Genomic DNA, 17,505 nt, shown 5'->3' on the forward strand with positions numbered 1-17,505 from the left:
TAAAATACTGGAGATACGAATGAGAGTAGCTATATTAGAAAGTATAGTTATGCCCGCAGGGCATGAAGTAGAATTTGATAGAATTTTAGTTGAGGAGTTGAAAAAGCAAGGGCATGAACCAGTGTTCTTTGTTCCAGAAAACTTTCCCTTTAAAGTTGATTATGGAGTAGACATAGAATATCTAGAGGGTGGCGAAGCGATTTCTTATGCAGGTGTCAGTCGTTGGAAACGGATCTGGCTTTCCTTACTTCGAGAAAAAAGACGAAAAGCTTGGTTTAATTCTGCATATAAAAAAATACTCGATGGAAAATGTGATGCTTTAATTATTCCTACTGCAAGCTTTAGGTTTGCTAGGTCTATTGTTCGTACTGAATTGAAACATTCTCCAGTTCCTATTATTATGCTATTTCATGGAATTATGGAAAAGGAACGAGAGCGATTTGAGGCACATGCTAAAAAATGTGAACCTTATGAAAACATATACTTGAAAGTATTGACTTTTAGAGATGAGTATAATGATGGAAATAAGAAAAATATTACATCTGTAGTCCCTCCAGTGTATACTCCAAAAGAAGGAGTAGTAAGAAGTAGTAGTGATGAGCCATTGACAATAGGGTTCTTTGGACAGTTTAGAAAAGAAAAACAACTAAATCAATTTTTAGATGCCTTTATAGAGGCTAAATTTGATTGTCCAGTGAGTTTACTAGTGCAAGGAGCAACGGTTACCCCTAGTGATTCAGAACTATTTGAGTCTATGATGAAAAAATATAGTACATATGATAATATTCGGTTCTTACATAAAAACTTAAATGGTAAAGAATGGGATGAACAGTTGATTAATGTAGATGCATTATTATTGCCATATGGAGCAGAACGATATCGCTATCAATGTAGTGCCATTTTATTTACAGCTATAGGATTTAATAAACCAGTGCTAGTGTCGGAAGAAATTAACCCTGAAGTGTTAGAAAATTATCATATTGGGCATACGTTAGATTTGACATCTAACGAAACAATTGTGAAAGGGCTAGAGGAGTTTGTACATGTGATGAGTTGCCGACCAGAGGTATTTGAGATGGGATTAAAAAAAGCTAACGACGTATATAGTCAAAGTCGCTTAGTAGAGGAAATTTTAGAGTTATAGATAGTTTTTCTGTACAACATTAGCTTTGTATAGGAGTTTATGTTTGTCAATTTAACGATGTATATTGATATTATTAGGCTAGCAATTTTGTATTAGTTTAGTACTAAAAGTAATGAGAAAGAATATGAACAAAATAAGGAAGGGTCTATTCCAAAAGTAAAATATTTTGTTTGGTTTGGTAATAATCCATATCCTACTAAAATAGAAGAATGTATGAAATCCTGGGAAAAATTAGAAGGTTATACTCTAAAAAAATGGGATGAATCAAACTTTCCGTTTGAACAATATCCGTTTGCAAAAAAAGCTTATGAAAATAAAAAGTGGGCATTTGTTTCAGATGTAGCACGATTACATGCGGTATATATAGAGGGAGGGATTTACCTTGATTCTGATATAGAAGTGCTAAAGGATTTTGATGATTTATTGAAATATGATGGATTTTTTGGGATAGAAGATTCTAGAATGATTAGTAATGCAATTATGGGAAGTAAAAAAGGCAATCCTTTAATTGGCCTTTTATTAAAATGGTATGATGTTATTTCTTATAAAACAGCTTATATAAGAATGACTAATACTCGTATTGTTACTAAAATTATCCGAATCATATATGGTATCAAAGTAAATAAGCAAGGTTTTATGCTGCCATTTAATACTAAAGTTTTAAAGGATGTTGGATTGGTTTGCACACCTAATATAACAGATACTTTTTATCCAACAAAAGATACGTATGCGATTCATCATATTACAGGATCTTGGGGAGATACCTACATTCCTAAATTTGAAAAATAAGGTATATTATGAAGATTGCAATTATGGCATTTGGAATCAATAGTATAAGTAACATTTCAGGTATGGAACGAGTCTTTGTAAATATGTCAAATGAAATGTCTAGGCGCGGTCATACAGTGTATATGATCTGGAAGGGTGATGAGGGAGAAGAACCATTTTATAAATTTGATCAATCTGTTCGTAAATATAATCTAGGCTTAGGAAATATTAAGGTTCCATATATATAAGATCGAAAGAGAAATTACTAGATTTTTAAGGCTTTCGGTTATTAATAAAGTTGATCAATATAAATATGAGCAAATAAGTTCAGCAATTACCAAGGTTATTAATATCGATGAAATAGATATATTTATTTGTCATGAGTTAAATAGTGTTTTTGTTGCTCAACATTTAACTAATGGATGTAAGCCCATTATAGGAATGGTTCACGGAAATGTTGAAAGAGAGTTTCATAGAATATCTATCAATCAAAAAAATCATTATCTAAATTAGATTTATATCAAGTTTTAACACCGTCCTTTAAAAAAGACTTAGAGAGAGTTTTGGGGATTCCAGTAGTAGTGATTCCTAATGCTGTAGAACCGACAAAGTTGTCAAAAATAGAAAGAGGAGTAAAGTCTAGTTATACTCTATTATCTGTTGGAAGAGTTGAAGGGGAGAATAAACGCCCTTTTATTACGATACAAAGTTTTGCTGAAATTTGCCATAAATATCCTAATTGGTTTTTAGATTTTTATGGGCCAGTAACAGATGAAGCTTATATGCACGAAATTCAGATGTTTATTAAAACGCATAATTTAGAGAATCGTATAAGGTACAAAGGTGTATCAAATAATTTACAACCAATTTATGAAAATGCTGATATTTTAGGGTTTCCTTCAAAGTACGAAGGATTTAGTGTAGTTATGGCGGAAGCTATGGAATCGGGATTGCCTGTTATTGGATTTAAAGACTCTCCAGGAGTTAATGAAATGATAATTGATAATTATAATGGATTTCTTGTAGGTTCCATAAAAGAATATACCGAAAAGTTAGAAGTTTTGATGGCAAATTATAATATACGAAATAAAATGGCATTACAATCGCATAAATCAGTAGAGAATTTGTCAAATGGGGAAGTATGGATTCGTTGGGAATATGTTATGAAACAATTAATTGATAGGTATAATGATAAAAAGGTAAGATGAAGCATGAAGTCTAGCAGACTTTATAAGGGCTCTATACCCAATGTTGGGGCTACTCATATAAGAGTAGTCACCAACATTTTTTGTTGCAATAAAATAGACATATACAAATGTGTCCACATTGTGGAGCGCTCCCTAGAAAGTCTAAAGGTAAAGGACCTAGATAGGTTAAATTTGACGCTGCACAGCATTATTCAGTGACTGTAACCTATTTACAAAGACGTTACAAATGTCAGGAATCTAATCACACTTTCATAGAAAAGCATTCTTTTGTTTGCCGTTATTTATGACTTAGTAAAACTAATATGGAATATCTATTTAGACAACTTGGCGAAAAAGGATCCTTCACTGAGATGGTTAAATGTAGTAATGTTTCTGTCTCCACTATTTAAGTTAGTGATGCAAACTATGTTCCCTCATGTACATATTGTGGCAGATTGTTACCATTGTGTGTCGCTTGGTAGATTGGGATCTCGAGCGAGTACGCAAGCGTGACAAAAAACAATTAGTAGCGCACTCTAGGATGCTCAAATATAACCGAAGGATTCTTATGAAGAATCCAGATACATTAACTGAAGACGAGCGAGAATTGTTAATGCCTTTGTATTACCCTATTCCAACGGTTTACAGAAGGCTGTAATAATATTAAAGTGTTAAAAAGAATAAGTTATGAGTTACGTCATTTTGAACACTTCAGAGTTCGTATACTTCTATTAAGCAAAAAGAATAGCTAGTGCTAAGAACTTTTTATATTAGTAGCTCCTGCATTTGACAAAGGGGCTTTAAAGTTATAGTTACTTATATAATGTGCTATAATAATACATAATATTTTGGGTAAAATTTGCAAGGAATTAAATTCAGATATAGGAGACTTAATTTGTCTTGACAAAGAAAGATAGGTGATATGATGCTGGAAGGTGTAAAACATAATAAATTCAATGCACTTACCCCTGAAGTGTTAGAAGAAAACGAGCAAATATATACAGAAGCACTTGATTATGCTTTTAGCAATAGTAGTATAAAAAATATTGCTATTACCGGCATATATGGTGCTGGAAAAAGTACAGTATGGAATACCTATGTTCATGAAAAGGAATTAAGAAATATAATTACAGTTTCTTTGGGTAAATATAAAAATAATATTAAAGATGATGACGATAGACTAAAAGAAGCATCTTCGACGAATGCTTTAAATTCAGGGGTTGATGGTGCTAAAAATAAGTGTAGTAATGAAAATCAAAAAGCAGAGGATATAGGCGATGACAATAGGGTAGAAAGACAACTCATCAATCAAATATTATCTCAGATAGAATCAAAGAAAATACCACTTAGTAAATATGGTTTTAAATCAAATAAAAGCATCTTTAGCATATGCATGGAATCATTGGCATTTCTTTCAATAATTTGCTCAATACTACTTTGGATAATAAAAGATAATTTTATATCGTTTGTTAATGAGTCGTATAAAAATTTTAATGGCATATCTTTGATGTTTATATGTGCCTTGTTGTTATTTGCACCATTGTTTTATTATTTGTATATATTCAATAGAGGGAACAAATTTAAAATTTCTAAAATAACATTCAAAGGTGCGGAAGCAAATATTAATGATAATAATAGCGATGAGTCAGTATTAGATAGAGATATTAAAGAGTTGGTTTACTTACTGAGAAGTTCTGATTCAAAGATTGTTGTTTTTGAAGATTTAGATAGATATGATAATGCGTCCATTTACACAAAGTTAAGAGAGCTGAATTTTCTGTTAAACAAATATGTAAAAGTAAACGATGAAAGGGAAACTCTGATAAGATTTGTATATATGCTTAAGGATAGTTTATTTTACTCTAAAAACAGAACTAAATTCTTCGATTTCATTTTACCTATAGTCCCTGTGGTAGACTCAAAAACATCAGAAAATGCACTTATTGAACTTTTGAAAAAAGTAGAGAATACCCCTGATAGAAGTTTATTGACTGATATTTCTTTATATGTGGATGATATGAGGCTTCTAAAAAACATAGTTAATGAGTATATTGTGTACTCTAAAATTATACCAATAGGAAAGATTGACTTGGAGAGTAATAAACTATTTGCACTTATTACTTTAAAAAATATATTCCCAAATGAGTTTGATCTTTTGCAGGAAGATAAAGGCTTTATAAGGGCAATATTTGATGAATTGGAGTCTAATAGGAAAAAAATTGTTAGTAATTTTAAGCAGGATCTAGAGAAAATCGAGGATAATATTAAATTTATAAATAGTAGGATTGCGAATGATAAGTTTGAAGCAATGGCATTGATGATATCGACTGATGTAAGACCAAATAATAATCAATTTAAAACAATGCCGCAGTTTCTAAAAGATTGGAGTCAAAACCCTGATAATATTTTTTACATTGAGTATCCAAGCGGTACTGAATGGATTAATTATAATGATTTTTTGAATAAGTATGTTTTAACTGATAATGAAAAAAAGGTATTAGTTAAAAAATTACCAGAAGATTTTTCTGTTGAAATGAATAAACTTAATTTAGATAGAGAAAAAATAAAAAAGCAGATTAAAGATATTGAAATATATAGCTATAAAGAGCTTATATCTAAAATGAACACTGAACAAAGGAATAAATTATTTTCAATTGATGGATTTGATATTGTAGAAAGTCATTATTTTCCTCTAATTAGATTTTTAATTGTAGACGGATTATTGGATGAAACATATTGGTACTATAAGGGCAACTTTAATGTGGATACATCAAATATATTAAAGAAAAATGACATGATCTATATGAAAGGATTAAAGGAAGGTAAAGCTCTAGATATTTTCTTGGATGTTGAAACGCCTAATGAGATAATAAGAAGATTAAAACTATCTGATTTTAGTCGTTTCAATGTATTGAATAAGAAAGTATTAAATACTTGTTTAGAGCAAAAACAAACTGAAAATGTATTAGCTATTGTTGATTCAGTTGACATAAATGACAAGTATAAGGATTTATTAAAAATTTTAAACGAGTTTGACTTAGATATAGTAAGAATCTATTCTAATATGTTATTGAAAAATAATGTGGATAGCCTTGTTAGAACTTTGGAATTTTGCGAAGATGAAAATATTGATACTTTTAAGAATATACTGATTTCAGTTTTAACAAATAAAACTATAGATTTAGCTAACTTAGTAAAATTTAAGGAATATATAGAACAAAATGAGAACATAATATCTTTAATACCTGAAGAAGAGTTTGATGTTTTTGTCGATAATATTCGTTCTGCGAGCATCGAGTTTGAAGATGTGTCAGAAGCAAATTGTGATAAAGTGAGATTGGCTGGTGTTGAGCAGGTTCATGCATATAAGCTAAACGTTAGAAATTTATTGTTTATAACTGAAGCGATATTAGAAAAGACTATAAACTATGGTAGTTTGTTAAGTGAGATTTACCACTCTTCTCAGTTATCGTCAAGCAAAGAGTATATTGAGGATAATTTTTCGATCGTTATATCCGATTATATAGATGAAAACAAGAATGAAAAAAACTATACTAACAGTGAGGAGATACTATTAAGAATTCTTAATTCTGATATTTCTGATAAATATAAATTAGAGTATGTAGAGAAGAATGAAACAGCAATTTCAAAGTTAACTGATCTACAAGATAACTCTGTAACGACTGGAATGCTTGATTGTTTATTACGAAAAAATAAAGTTCAGTTCTGCTCAGATAATATAGCTTCATATTGGAATATGATTGAAAAATATAGTGATGATTTCGTTGAATATCTAAATGACAACTTGGATGAAGATAATAATGAAGATATATTAAAAAATAATATTTCTGTCTGTAATACCTTTATAAATAGTTCATTAGTAAGTGATAAGGTTTTTGGATTCGTCATAAAATATGCGAATGAACCAATAAGTAATATCAATCATGAACTAACACAAAATAGAGTTAATACTTTAGTTCACCAGAGATTAATTGAAGTGACAGAAAAGAATATTGAGACATTATGGAATAACTCATATTATGCCGAATTGATTTTGATGGCAGATTATGGTGACGATGTGGCAGAGGAACTTGTTATAAATATGCTTTTAAATTATGAGCTTTCTGATGAGTTGATATATGGTTTAGTTAATAGTGATATTGCAGATGGTAATTCTATGAAGCTAATAGATTCAATAAAAGATAGTGTCTTAGTTGAAAAGATACATCAAACTAAAAAAACTATCATAGAATATATTATTAAGGGAGATTTATCTTCGGTAAATATTAACTATATATGTAAATCCTTTAAGATGTTTGAGTTAAAAGATGAGTTTATAAAGTCATTAGATGATAAAGACAAATTGGAAGATTTGGAAGATGAAAATCTCAATGAAGTTTTTATGCAATATGTACTAAGCTCACCAGATATCAAATTAAGTACCAAAGTATCTTTGGTGTTAACTAAGATTAAAAATGGATTGAGTGTTAATATTCTGAAAGGTTATATATCCTCTGTAAAAGAAATCTCAGAGTTATCTAATGTTTGGGAGAATAAACAGCCTTTGTTGGATGATTCTTATAAGGATAAAGTGGGACAGGCATTAATAGAATTTGGCTATGTTAAACCACGTAAAAATAAAGGTTATCCTAGAATCATGCTTTCGAGGATATAAAATAAAACAAAGATAGATGATTATTTGCTGTAAATAGTTTGTAAGGAGATGGCTATCTCTCTATCTCCTTGCCATATAAATTCCATAGTTCTTTCGTATTTGATAAAGTTCGTCCATAGTAGATTTTGTAGAAGGGGCTGTAACTAAAATGCAAAAAAGTACATTTTGTTACAGCCCCTTTTTATTAACTTGAATTTATAATCTAAGTGCAACTAAAAAAATATACTTTAGAAGGAGGACTATTGCCATCCCTAAAAAGTATATTATAGAACTAAAAACAGCAAATCGTTTTTCGACTTGCTGTTACTAAAATTATTTAATTGGTGGGATGCGGGGGATTTGAACCCCCAGCACAAATCTATGTTAAATGTAATTCTTCAATCTATGTTTCTTTTTTCATATGGAGCCATCCCGAAAAGTGCCGCATCCATCCATATTTCTTATCATTTCCATAATAAGTCCTCCCTTTAACATGATTTTAAAATCACCAGTTTCGGTAAGTTTCTTTGTTAGGCTGACAGAAACACATGAAAATAAGATTGAAATTACATGTAACAATACAAAATAATTTCTGAACACTTTTAGTATACTATATTTTGTAATCTATTGCACTATCTTCGTAATAGCGGTTTCTCTATTTACCTTTGCATACCCTTTTTCCTGCATATACCTTTCTATGTCAAACTTACGATTATTGACAGCATCATATGTCATTCATAGTATAATTCATGTATTGTAGATTATTATTGATATAAAGGTAATCTAGGTATGTAATTAAGATATAAAGGAGGGATATAGTGAATGATTTAGAAAATAAAGAGCTGAAAAAAACAGAGATAATTGTAAAGCTTAGTTATGAGCCTAATTGGCCAACGCGAATAATATTTATTAGATTAATTATTACAATTGTATCCGCACTCATTATATTTACTGATATTAGTGAAGGAACAAGTTTTTTTAGATCTTTATTTATTTTTTGTTCATCTATCCTTTTTGCGACAATAGGCATTAGTAGTTTCGGTTGGAAGCAGAAGCTACATAATGTAATTCACTTTGTATTATATATGTATATTACAATTGCGGCTTTGGGGCTATTTAATCTACTGCAAGTTATGACAGTAGATGGTAAGGGATATGTTTACTTCAACCCTATGGGGCCGATGCCTTTGATACATGTATCGACTAATGTGTTGTTTTATATCTTAGTGGTTGTAATTATATTATTATCATGTATTCAATATGTGAATTCGTATGAACCAGATGTAAGGAACCTAGAAAAAGAGGAGGCGAGATAATATGTTTACATTATTTATTATTATAGTCTCGGCTTGTTATTTTGGCGTTGTTTTTGGTGCAATTATTAAATTTAAAGAAAAAAATGTCTGTACTGTATCTACCATTTTGTTTTCCTTTATTTTACCATTTGAACATTTTTTTCTATTTCCTAAGCATTATTTTAAAGATAAGAAGAATATTAGCTTGTACAAGCGTATACGTATTGTTTTAACAACCGCAGAACTACTACCGATTATTATTACTGGATTGGCTGAAACACTAGTTATGAGTGGCTATACACAAGTAGATGAAGAAAAACAACCTCGTGTATTAGAAGGTATTGCTAAAAATCAATATGATGAAATATATGGAACCCTGTGTCCTCATTGCGTATAATGATAGGACATAATCGTGATAAACGGTAGGTTATAGAATAAAAAGGAACTGTAAAATATAGCTTTAATTAAAATAAAGAAAAGTGACTAAATTGTATAATAATAAAAAGCGCTCCAATTAGGAGCGCCTTTTCTTTTTTACCCCAAAGGATAATATAAAGTTAGTTTTGGGAATCATAACCCAATTTGTATTTTTATTGTATAGTTACTGTTATAGAATGTCAATCGTATCTCACTCAGTATCACTACTTAAATTGTATTTCCCCTTCTTCTCGTGTATAATAACAACTATAAAGATTTTTAAGGATAAAGAATTAAACAGGAGGCATGGAATGAATCGATTCCAAATGGAACTTGCTGGTCGCACGTTATCGATTGAAACTGGCGAGTTGGCAAAACAAGCAAGTGGTTCTGCATTAGTACAATATGGTGATACGGTTGTATTGGTTACAGCAACGGCATCAAAAGAGGCAAAAGACATTGACTTCTTCCCATTAACAGTGGATTATGAAGAAAAAATGTATGCTGTTGGTAGATTCCCAGGTGGTTTTATTAAACGTGAAGCACGTCCACCAGAGTCTGCTATTTTAAATAGTCGTTTGATTGACCGTCCAATCCGTCCTTTATTCGATAAAGGTAGCCGTAATGAAGTACATGTAGTAGCTACTGTATTATCTGTTGATCATGACCATGCACCTGAAATCTGTGCATTGATTGGTGCGTCTGCGGCATTATCCATTTCCGATATTCCATGGGCAGGTCCTATTGCGGGCGTGCGCATGGGTCTTGTAGATGGCAATATCGTAGTCAACCCAACTGAAGTACAATTAGAAGCAACTACATTAAATATGGTTGTAGCTGGTACGAAAGATGCGATTTTGATGGTAGAAGGGGAAGCAAACGAAATTCCTGAAGACATCATCTTAGAAGTAATCATGACAGCTCACGAAGAAATCAAAAAAATCGTAGCGTTCCAAGAGTCTATGGTAGCTGAAATTGGACATGCGAAACGCACATTCCCAATTAAAGAAGTAGACCCAGTGGTAGCAGAAGCAGTTCGTGCCTATGCACATGATAAATTAGATGCAGCTGTACGTTGCGCAGATAAAGTGCAACGTGAAGAGCAACAACAAGCTGTATTCGAAGAAGTGTTGGCTCATTTTGCTGAACAATTCCCAGAACAAGCGGGTGATATTTACGCTACATTAGAAAAAATGGTGAAAGAAATTGTACGTCATATGATTACGGTAGAAAAAATCCGTCCAGATGGCCGTCAATTAGACGAAGTTCGTCCTATTTCTTGTCGTGTTAACGCCTTGCCACGTACTCATGGATCTGGCTTGTTTACACGTGGTCAAACACAAGTGTTAAACATTTGTACCTTAGCGCCATTATCTGAAAAACAAACTATCGATGGCATTGGTTTAGATACAGAAAAACGCTACATTCATCATTACAATTTCCCATCCTACTCCGTAGGGGAAACTCGTTCCTCTCGTGGTCCTGGACGTCGTGAAATTGGTCATGGTGCATTAGCTGAAAGAGCATTATTAGCAGTGCTTCCAACAGAAGAAGAATTTCCATATGCTATGCGTTTAGTATCTGAAGTATTAGAATCCAACGGATCTAGCTCTATGGCCAGCGTATGTGGTTCCACTTTATCCTTGATGGACGCAGGGGTGCCGATCAAAGCGCCAGTAGCTGGTGTTGCAATGGGTCTTGTCACACAGGATGAACATTACACAATCTTAACAGATATTCAAGGTATGGAAGATGCCTTAGGAGACATGGACTTCAAAGTAGCCGGTACTACAAAAGGTGTGACTGCGATCCAAATGGATATTAAAATTTCCGGTCTATCTCGTGAAATTTTAGAAGAAGCATTAGCACAAGCTCACAAAGGTCGTATGCACATCATGGGTAAAATGATGGAAGCTATCCAAGCACCACGTGAAGAAATGTCTAAATGGGCTCCTCGCATTGTAACGATGAAAATTGATCCAGATAAAATCCGTGACGTTATCGGTACAGGCGGTAAAGTCATCCGTGGCATCATTGAAGAAACTGGTGCTAAAATTGACATCGAAGATGATGGCACAATCTCCATTGCTGCAGTAGAAGCGGAAGCAGCTGAAAAAGCAATCCAAATCATTACGAACTTGACAAAAGAAGTGGAAGCAGGCGAAGTGTACATGGGTAAAGTCACTCGTTTGATGAACTTCGGTGCTTTCGTAGAAGTATTGCCAGGTAAAGAAGGTTTGGTTCATATTTCTCAATTAGCAAGAGAACGTGTGGAAAAAGTAGAAGATGTAGTGAATGTAGGCGATGAAATTATGGTCAAAGTTATCGAAATTGATGACAAAGGTCGTATTAACTTGTCTCGCAAAGAGCTATTGAAATAATCGAGGTGCACTATGGATATTCGTGGATTTGAAGTAGTGTCTGCTTTTGAAGGGCAAGGCATCAATTTGCCGAAGCGTAAGACTTCTGAAAGTGCAGGCTATGATATTGAATGTGCAGAATCTGTTGTGGTAGGTCCTAAGGAAACGGTATTGATTCCTACAGGACTGAAAGCGTTCATGCATTATGATGAATATTTGGCGATCCACGTTCGCTCGAGCATGGCTATTAAACGAGGTTTGATGCTCACAAATAGTACAGGGATTATTGATTCTGATTACTATAACAATGAAGATAACGAAGGTCATATTATGATTGCTGTGTACAATATCACAGATGCTCCTGTTGCCTTGGAAAAAGGGGAACGAGTAGCACAAGGTATCTTCTCTAAATACTTACTGACCAATGATGACGATGCGCGCGGTATTCGTACGGGTGGTATCGGTAGTACAGGCAGTAAATAACAACATATACTAGGGAATGTAATAACATTTCTTTCACTAGAGAGTTTTAAGCGGTAGTCTTAGGACTCTCTAGTTTTTTATGAAACTAGACTTTCATAGAAAATGCTATGACCTATGAGGGGTACACATTGAATTTCATTGTTAAAATGGAGTATAATATAGCTTGATATAGTCTATCCTAAGGAGGATGTACCGTGTTTACATATGCAAAACAACAATGGGAATTAGGTAAAAGAATCTATGGATACCATAGCTGGCGTGAAAAACGACGTATCTTTTTGTTCACCGCCCGTTCCTATAAAAATAAATCTCAGCTGAAACAATTAGAAGCATATTTTGCAAACTATCGTTGCTATTCTAATTTGCTACAAGATCAAGAAGGGATTTGGGAGATTATTAACCGTGTATTCTTGTATAAAGAATCCACGGCACAAGAGCGTTTGACATGCATTATGCAACATTTTGATGCGTTACCAAAATATTTTACAGATGGCGCGATTCGTGCTTTGTACAGTCCTTCTGAAAGCGGCATTCGAGTATGGCATTCCGAAGAATTAGCTCTAGAAGCTACCTTACAATATATGCCTGGGCAACGTAAAGAAGGATTACTTAGTTTGCTCCTAACCTACGAAGGAGATGGTATTTATCATATCAACTTCCGATTAGGTGTGGATCCATCGGGACAACCATGTATTTGGGTTGGTACTATTCAGGGATATAAAGAGGGTTTAGATAAGGCGAAAAAGCTAACGAAAAAAATGCATGGCTACCGTCCTAAAAACTTTATGTTCTTTTTATTACGCCAATTAGCCACTTGCTTAGGTATTGAGACCTTGTATGCAGTGTCCGACGAAGGGTTCTATACAAATACACATTTAATTCGTTTCAATCGTCATAAATTAGTGAAATTTGATGACTTCTGGGAAGAATTAGGTGGTCACGTATGGGAGAAAGATTCTAGGTTCTTTGTGATTCCTTTAGCAGAGGAACGTAAAACTTACGAAACGGCGAAAACACATAAACGAAATATGTATCGCAAACGCTATGAAATGTTAGATACTTTTATAGAAGAAATTCAACAGCAAGGAAAGACCTTCTTGCACAACCAATAGGAGGATACGGTATGAAATGTCCTTATTGTCATCATGATGAAATCAAAGTGACAGACTCACGGTCTACGGACGATAATAATATTCGTCGCCGTCGCGAATGTATGAGCTGTGGGAAACGGTTCACGACCTATGAAGTCATTGAAGATTTACCGATTATGGTGATTAAACGAGATCAGAAAAAAGAATTATTTGATCGATCTAAATTGATGAATGGCTTGTGGAGATCTTGTAGTAAACGAGGGATTTCTACGGATCAATTAGAATCGATTGTGAATGAAACAGAAAAACAAATTCGTATGGAAGTAGAGCAAGAAGTGACTACGGAACGAATTGGTGAAATTGTTTTATCCTTGTTGAAAGATGTGGACCAAGTTGCCTATGTGCGATTTGCCTCTGTGTATCGACAATTTAATAATGTAGAAAGTTTCTTACAAGAATTACACGACTTATTGGACAATCATGGAAAGGATACAACACATGAGTGAGTTACATCCAACTATTAGTGCCCGCTTTTCAGATCATGTAGACACATTGAGTGCTACTTATGAAGTAATGGGTGTTATTGAAGCTATGGCGGAGCGTTGTAAAGCAGCGCTAGCGGCAGGCAATAAAATTTTATTTTGCGGTAATGGTGGATCCGCTGCAGATTCTCAGCATTTAGCAGCTGAATTAGTGGGACGTTTTCAGAAAGAACGCCGTTCCTTTGCATCCATTGCGCTGACTACAGATACGTCTATTTTGACAGCAGTAGGCAATGATTATGGATATGATGAAGTATTTGCCCGACAAGTAGATGGGCTAGGCCGTTCCGGAGATATTTTGATTGGTATTTCCACATCTGGGAATAGTAAAAATGTAGTGAAAGCCGTAGAGTCTGCCCGTAATATCGGTATGCATACCTTTGCCTTTACTGGTGAAGGTGGTGGAAAGATGGCAGAATTATGTGATTTAACGTTTGCAGTGCCATCAAAAGTGACAGCCCGCATTCAAGAAATGCATATTTTAGCGGGTCATATTTTATGTGAATTGGTGGAAGAAGACTATGCCTAATCGTACATTACAATCCTTTTTACTTCGTGATTTACCACAGTTACAAGTAGGGGTTATTGGAGATTGCATGTTAGATCGCTATATTTTTGGTGATGTAAGTCGCATCTCTCCAGAATCTCCGGTGCCTGTGAATTTAGTCCAACGTGAAACGGAAGTTTTGGGCGGTGCCGCTAATGTGGCGAATAATTTAGCGCAATTAGATTGCCAAGTGCATATGGCATCCCGCATTGGCGATGATACACATGGTAAAATTGTACGCCAACTATTAGCGGATAATGGCATCCAATGTACTGGCGTTTTTACAGAAGATTCCATTCCGACCACAACCAAAACACGTATTTTAGGGGGACAACAGCAAATGATTCGCTTAGATTATGAAGTGAATCAGCCCTTGTCCAGTGATAGTGAAACAGCGATACTTACTTGGCTAGATGAGTTGTTACGCAAAGGGTTACAAGGTCTTGTAATTTCCGATTATGGGAAAGGTATTTGCCAGCCCTCCTTGCTAAGCCAAGTGTTCAGTAAAACTCGAGCTGCTGGCATTATGACTATTGTGGATCCAAAAGGTTCTGATTGGTCAAAATATAATGGTGCTACTTGCATTACTCCTAATGTGAAGGAGCTTAGTGAAGCCGTAGGTTATGAAGTGCCGAATACAGATGAAGAAGTTGTGAAGGCAGCGCACCATATTTTACATAAGATGGAACTAGATTTTATCATTGTTACTCGTTCGGCTAAAGGGATTACCTTAGTTCGTAAAGATGGTAATGTATGGCACAATGCAGAGACAAAACAGCAAGATGTATTCGATGTGAGTGGTGCCGGTGATACGGTTGTAGCTATGATGCTTACTACATTAATTGCGGGCTTATCTATCCGAGCTGCTTTAGTGGCAGCCAATGCAGCAGCGGGTGTAGTAGTGTCTAAAGTTGGTACATATCCGATCCATCGTCAAGAACTATTAGATTTATTGTCTTCTATGAAAGCTAAAAAAGAAGATAAAGAAAGTGTCTATTCTGTAGAAGCATTAGCCCAAAAGATCCGGTTTTGGCAAGATCGGGGCGAAGTGGTTGTCTTTACGAATGGGTGCTTTGATATTTTACATCGTGGTCATTTGACCTACTTGAAAGAAGCAGCTACATTGGGTGATCATTTGGTGGTGGCCCTCAATTCAGATAGTTCTGTGCGCCGTTTAAAAGGGGATAGTCGTCCTATCAACCATGAACTAGATAGAGCTTTGTCGATGAGTTCTTTAAGTTTTGTCGATGGTGTAGTTCTTTTTGAAGAAGATACACCGGCAGAGGTACTTTCACAGTTGCGACCAAATATATTGGTCAAAGGTGGAGATTACAAGCCAGAAGAAGTGATTGGCAAAGAGTTTGTAGAAGAAGTGAGAATCTTGCCATTCCAAGATGGATATTCCACAACAGGAATTATTAAACATATTCAAGAATTAGTAAAGGAAGGAAAATTATGATTATTGTTACAGGTGGTGCTGGGTTTATTGGATCCAATATTGTAAAACAGTTGAATAATAAAGGTCGCAATGACATTTTAATCGTTGATGATTTGACGGATGGTCGTAAAATCAAAAATATTGAAATGTTGGATTTTGCTGACTATATTGATTATGAAGATTTTGATATTGCGGTAGAGCAAAATACTTTCGATTGTGGTCCTATTGAAGTAGTATTCCACGAAGGTGCTTGTACAGACACTATGGATTACGATGGCAGATATATGATGAAAAATAACTATGAAGGGTCTAAAAATCTCTTTCATTATTGCCAAGAACGCCGAGTTCCTTTCATTTATGCCTCTTCTGCATCCACCTATGGGCATGGTACCAATGGATTCCGCGAAGATCCAGCCTGCGAACAAGCATTAAACCCATATGCGTATTCTAAATTGTTGTTTGACCGTTATGTGGCAAAATTTAGAAATCAATTGCAATCTCAATGTGTAGGTTTGCGCTATTTCAATGTATTTGGACCGAATGAAACACATAAAGATAAAATGGCATCCTTGGTGCGCCAAATGTACTATAAATTGATGGAGACTGGTGAAATTACCTTGTTTAAAGGCATCGATGGATATGGTGACGGTGAGCAAACACGTGATTTTATCTATGTCAACGACGTGGTTAATGTGAACTTCTATTTCTGGGAACATCCTGAAATTAGTGGCGTATTTAACTGTGGTACAGGTCATGCTCATACATTTAATGAGTTTATGAAAGCTGTCATTTCCTTCGCTGGAAAAGGTGAGATTCGCTATATCGATTTCCCAGAAGTATTAAAAGGTAAATACCAAAGCTATACGCAAGCAGATACTACAAAATTGTTAGCTGCTGGTTATGACAAAGGGTTTACCCCATTAGAACAAGCAGTTCATGAATATTGTGCATTATTACGAGATAATGAAGGATATGTAAAATAATGGAAACTAGAAATGTATTGTTTTTAGACCGTGATGGGGTTATCAATGTCGATGTAGGATATTTGAGCGACCCTGCGCAATTGGAATTTATTCCTGGCGCTATTGAGGCTATGAAAGAAGCCCAAACACGTGGGTATGACATCATTGTGGTGACAAACCAAAGTGGTGTGGCCCGTGGTTATTATACAGAGGAAGACGTGCAAGCGTTACATGCTGAAATGTCTCGCCGTTTGGAAGCAGAAGGTGTACATATATTAGCCTACTATTACTGCCCACATCATCCAGAAGGAACAGTGGAAGAGTACAAGAAGGCTTGTGATTGTCGCAAACCGAATCCAGGTATGCTAACAAAAGCCATTGAAGAGTGGCATGTAGATGTAGATGGCAGTTTCCTTGTAGGTGACAAACCATCTGATGCGCAGGCTGCTGAGTCCATTGGCATGCGTGCGTACCCATTTGAAGAAGACAACTTAATGACATTCTTAGAGCCTATTTTTGCCTGGGAAGAAGGCAGAAAGCTATTGGGGCTGTAATGGTAGAACGAACACTTGTATGAGGCACCTCATAAGGTGTTCGTTTTCTTGTAGTGTAAGAAA

At 34.6% G+C, this 17,505-nt stretch carries 15 protein-coding genes and 1 pseudogene; all 16 read left to right on the forward strand.

Translation table 11 applies throughout. The annotated features are described in order from the left end of the window. The first annotated feature begins 19 nt into the window (after nt 1-19). The 16 genes and pseudogenes from EO127_RS07445 (at nt 20) to EO127_RS07525 (ending at nt 17,442) form a co-directional block, all read left to right on the forward strand. Nucleotides 20-1,144: a glycosyltransferase gene (locus EO127_RS07445; protein ID WP_127448781.1), complete on the forward strand. Its 1,125-nt coding sequence runs from the start codon at nt 20-22 to the stop codon at nt 1,142-1,144. A 117-nt stretch (nt 1,145-1,261) separates the two neighbouring features. Continuing rightward, nucleotides 1,262-1,933: pseudogene (locus EO127_RS07450) on the forward strand (glycosyltransferase family 32 protein); the annotation flags it as partial. A gap of 8 nt (nt 1,934-1,941) precedes the next feature. After that, nucleotides 1,942-2,160: a hypothetical protein gene (locus tag EO127_RS07455; protein WP_127448783.1), complete on the forward strand. Its 219-nt coding sequence runs from the start codon at nt 1,942-1,944 to the stop codon at nt 2,158-2,160. A gap of 315 nt (nt 2,161-2,475) precedes the next feature. Continuing rightward, a complete protein-coding gene (locus EO127_RS07460; RefSeq protein ID WP_164742319.1) occupies nt 2,476-3,120 on the forward strand; it encodes a glycosyltransferase in 645 nt (214 codons plus the stop codon). Between the two features lie 415 nt (nt 3,121-3,535). Continuing rightward, nucleotides 3,536-3,757 carry a transposase gene (locus EO127_RS08945; protein ID WP_127448785.1) on the forward strand — a complete coding sequence of 74 codons (222 nt, stop codon included), beginning with the start codon at nt 3,536-3,538 and terminating at the stop codon, nt 3,755-3,757. 264 nt (nt 3,758-4,021) lie between these two features. Next, a complete protein-coding gene (locus EO127_RS07475; protein ID WP_240646050.1) occupies nt 4,022-7,774 on the forward strand; it encodes a hypothetical protein in 3,753 nt (1,250 codons plus the stop codon). Between the two features lie 797 nt (nt 7,775-8,571). Continuing rightward, on the forward strand, nt 8,572-9,069 hold the full coding sequence (locus EO127_RS07480; RefSeq protein ID WP_127448786.1) for a hypothetical protein: 498 nt from the start codon (nt 8,572-8,574) through the stop codon (nt 9,067-9,069). Between the two features lies 1 nt (nt 9,070). After that, nucleotides 9,071-9,445, forward strand: coding sequence for a hypothetical protein (locus EO127_RS07485; protein ID WP_127448787.1), 375 nt, complete (start codon nt 9,071-9,073; stop codon nt 9,443-9,445). Nucleotides 9,446-9,776: 331 nt separating this feature from the next. After that, complete coding sequence (locus tag EO127_RS07490) at nt 9,777-11,846, forward strand: polyribonucleotide nucleotidyltransferase (protein WP_127448788.1); 2,070 nt, start codon at nt 9,777-9,779, stop codon at nt 11,844-11,846. 12 nt (nt 11,847-11,858) lie between these two features. Next, nucleotides 11,859-12,308 carry a deoxyuridine 5'-triphosphate nucleotidohydrolase gene (locus EO127_RS07495; RefSeq protein ID WP_009353037.1) on the forward strand — a complete coding sequence of 150 codons (450 nt, stop codon included), beginning with the start codon at nt 11,859-11,861 and terminating at the stop codon, nt 12,306-12,308. Nucleotides 12,309-12,502: 194 nt separating this feature from the next. Then, nucleotides 12,503-13,420, forward strand: coding sequence for a DUF535 family protein (locus tag EO127_RS07500; RefSeq protein ID WP_127448789.1), 918 nt, complete (start codon nt 12,503-12,505; stop codon nt 13,418-13,420). 11 nt (nt 13,421-13,431) lie between these two features. Beyond that, the gene (gene nrdR / locus EO127_RS07505; RefSeq protein ID WP_009353036.1) at nt 13,432-13,905 is read left to right on the forward strand and encodes a transcriptional regulator NrdR; all 474 of its coding nucleotides are present in this window, start codon (nt 13,432-13,434) and stop codon (nt 13,903-13,905) included. Next, entirely contained in the window at nt 13,898-14,470 is a 573-nt protein-coding gene (gene gmhA, locus EO127_RS07510) for a D-sedoheptulose 7-phosphate isomerase (RefSeq protein ID WP_127448790.1), read from the forward strand. The genes nrdR and gmhA overlap by 8 nt, the downstream gene beginning before the upstream one ends. Next, the gene (gene rfaE1, locus EO127_RS07515; RefSeq protein WP_127448791.1) at nt 14,463-15,947 is read left to right on the forward strand and encodes a D-glycero-beta-D-manno-heptose-7-phosphate kinase; all 1,485 of its coding nucleotides are present in this window, start codon (nt 14,463-14,465) and stop codon (nt 15,945-15,947) included. Before gmhA ends, rfaE1 begins: the two co-directional genes overlap by 8 nt. Beyond that, a complete protein-coding gene (gene rfaD / locus EO127_RS07520) occupies nt 15,944-16,909 on the forward strand; it encodes an ADP-glyceromanno-heptose 6-epimerase (RefSeq protein WP_127448792.1) in 966 nt (321 codons plus the stop codon). Before rfaE1 ends, rfaD begins: the two co-directional genes overlap by 4 nt. Next, complete coding sequence (locus tag EO127_RS07525; RefSeq protein WP_127448793.1) at nt 16,909-17,442, forward strand: D-glycero-beta-D-manno-heptose 1,7-bisphosphate 7-phosphatase; 534 nt, start codon at nt 16,909-16,911, stop codon at nt 17,440-17,442. Before rfaD ends, EO127_RS07525 begins: the two co-directional genes overlap by 1 nt. The last annotated feature ends 63 nt before the right edge of the window (nt 17,443-17,505 follow it).

Origin of the sequence: Veillonella sp. 3310 (assembly GCF_003999875.1) — a bacterium.
GTDB lineage: Bacteria > Bacillota > Negativicutes > Veillonellales > Veillonellaceae > F0422.

Bases quoted from the DNA above. Each gene is read 5' to 3' on its own strand.
- gmhA (WP_127448790.1), top strand. From the start codon at position 13,898: ATGAGTGAGTTACATCCAACTATTAGTGCCCGCTTTTCAGATCATGTA.
- EO127_RS07475 (WP_240646050.1), top strand. From the start codon at position 4,022: ATGATGCTGGAAGGTGTAAAACATAATAAATTCAATGCACTTACCCCT.
- rfaE1 (WP_127448791.1), top strand. From the start codon at position 14,463: ATGCCTAATCGTACATTACAATCCTTTTTACTTCGTGATTTACCACAG.
- rfaD (WP_127448792.1), top strand. From the start codon at position 15,944: ATGATTATTGTTACAGGTGGTGCTGGGTTTATTGGATCCAATATTGTA.
- EO127_RS07525 (WP_127448793.1), top strand. From the start codon at position 16,909: ATGGAAACTAGAAATGTATTGTTTTTAGACCGTGATGGGGTTATCAAT.
- EO127_RS08945 (WP_127448785.1), top strand. From the start codon at position 3,536: ATGTACATATTGTGGCAGATTGTTACCATTGTGTGTCGCTTGGTAGAT.
- EO127_RS07455 (WP_127448783.1), top strand. From the start codon at position 1,942: ATGAAGATTGCAATTATGGCATTTGGAATCAATAGTATAAGTAACATT.
- EO127_RS07445 (WP_127448781.1), top strand. From the start codon at position 20: ATGAGAGTAGCTATATTAGAAAGTATAGTTATGCCCGCAGGGCATGAA.
- EO127_RS07490 (WP_127448788.1), top strand. From the start codon at position 9,777: ATGAATCGATTCCAAATGGAACTTGCTGGTCGCACGTTATCGATTGAA.
- EO127_RS07495 (WP_009353037.1), top strand. From the start codon at position 11,859: ATGGATATTCGTGGATTTGAAGTAGTGTCTGCTTTTGAAGGGCAAGGC.
- nrdR (WP_009353036.1), top strand. From the start codon at position 13,432: ATGAAATGTCCTTATTGTCATCATGATGAAATCAAAGTGACAGACTCA.
- EO127_RS07485 (WP_127448787.1), top strand. From the start codon at position 9,071: ATGTTTACATTATTTATTATTATAGTCTCGGCTTGTTATTTTGGCGTT.